The sequence below is a fragment of the Rheinheimera soli genome (assembly GCF_021290985.1).
Taxonomy (GTDB): Bacteria; Pseudomonadota; Gammaproteobacteria; order Enterobacterales; family Alteromonadaceae; genus Pararheinheimera; species Pararheinheimera soli.
Window position 1 is genome coordinate 1 of record NZ_JAJOYU010000076.1, and the last position, 1824, is coordinate 1824.

A 1824-nucleotide genomic window follows, 5' to 3' on the forward strand; every position below is an offset into this window, starting at 1 on the left:
TAACGAGCCTGTAGAAAAACCTGTTTAGAACACTGCTTTTCTACTCGGCTATTCTGTTTATTGTTTGTTACCAACTCTGCATACTTTTGGCGGGAATTTCAAGACAAGATTGATTTACTGCAACTTCATCTAAACATTCGGTATATCGAGCCTGATCCAGCCCTATTTTAGTGAACCGCAGTCTAACTTACCGTATCTACTCACTTTTTCCAGATTATGTACCATACAATACAACTGCCATTGGCCTTGCACCTTGGTTTTGCCGCGTAAGCTAAACCGATTGAGTCTTTTATTGGTGCCGATATTGCCAAACACCGGTTCTACTACTGACATCCGATGGCTGTATATCTGTTTGCCCACATCGCTATCGACACGTTGTTTCATCCAATCGGTGTAATTCGGCGGTGCATTGGCTTTGAGTAAAAATGACACCTGTCGGCCGCTGCCTTTTCTATGATTGGCTGATTCTGGGTTTTCCATGCATTGCTCTTTTAAATCACAACTGCGGCACTGCAATAACTTGCCTGTAAACAACGCTCGTTGTTGGCCATCAGGTTCCTGCCTGATCCCCCGGCTCGACAGCAACAAACCCGAGGGGCAAATACAGCTCATTGCTATTGGGTCAAATTCAAAAGCGCTGGCTGGGATCACAACCTTTTGTCCAACCGCCTTATCCTGGTGCCGCTTGCCATACTTTTGCTTTTGGTCACTGAATTTCGGATCCCGTTTTCTAAACTGGTTATCAGGGATATAGCCATTGATTTGCTGTTGATACAAGTAGCTATTGTTCGCTTCATTGGCAAAACCGGTATCAGCCGTCACGATGGTTTTACCGGCGAAGATATTCTCGCTGATGCCCATACTTTTATAACGCTGCTTTATCTTTTCCAGCATCGGTACCAACGTATGATGTTCTTGCCCTTCACCAAAGGCTTGTGCATCGACAATTATCTGGTGCTTTTTATCCACCGCCGCCACGCCGTTATAGCCTTGGATCGTGCCTTTGCTGGTGGTCATTTTGGCGGACTCATTGTCAGTGATGTTACTTTTTACTTCCTTGACTCTTTTACCTTGGCCCATCCGTGGACTGGCGGTCTTTAAAAAATCAGTGATTTTGTCATGCGCTTTATTCAACGTGTCGATACTTTGTTGATGTCGCGCTTTACGTACTTCATCTGCATTGGCTTGTTCATCCAACTGCTTGTGTTGCTCCAAATGGTAGCGAATTTGTCGTTTGAGTTTATCTCGTTTGGCAGTGAGTTCTTTTAAGGTGCCGGACCATTCTTTGGCGGCGTTGGACGGCATTTTGCAGCCGTCTATAGCAAACAGTTCATTTCCCAATAAGCCCTGCTGATGGCATACCAGCAACACCTGCTCAAACAACTGCGCAATTTGCCCCGATGAGCCACTTACAAAAGCCGCTATCGTCGTAAAGTGTGGCACCGTATCGCACGACAACGCTTTAAAAATGATATTGGTTTCGCAGCACCACTGGATCTCGCGGCTGGACGTGATGCCTTTGGAGTAGGCAAACAAAATGATTTTAAGCAGCACCGCAGGGTCATACGCAGGGCGACCGTTGTCTTCATTCTGGTACTTGTTGTGGAATATCGACAGGTCGAGTTTGTTATCAATCAAGTAATGGATGGCATGTTCAAAAGTGCCAGGCTGCAATTGGTCGAGATAATTAATCACGACCATCGCACTTTGGTTGTAATCGTATGGAATGAATTTAGGCATTAGGCGCTGTCCATTTTTTAATCAGACAACGCTATTTGATCACAAACCTGATCGGGTGAAAAGAGGTTTTTCTACAGCCTCAAC

At 45.3% G+C, this 1824-nt stretch carries 1 protein-coding gene; it reads right to left on the minus strand.

All coding sequences use genetic code 11. The features are described from left to right. Positions 1-162: 162 nt before the first annotated feature. Complete coding sequence (locus LSG37_RS21030) at positions 163-1740, minus strand: transposase (protein WP_233081966.1); 1578 nt, start codon at positions 1738-1740, stop codon at positions 163-165. Positions 1741-1824 lie beyond the last annotated feature (84 nt).

Coding starts and splice junctions, on each gene's coding strand:
- LSG37_RS21030 (WP_233081966.1), bottom strand. CDS start 1,740: ATGCCTAAATTCATTCCATACGATTACAACCAAAGTGCGATGGTCGTG.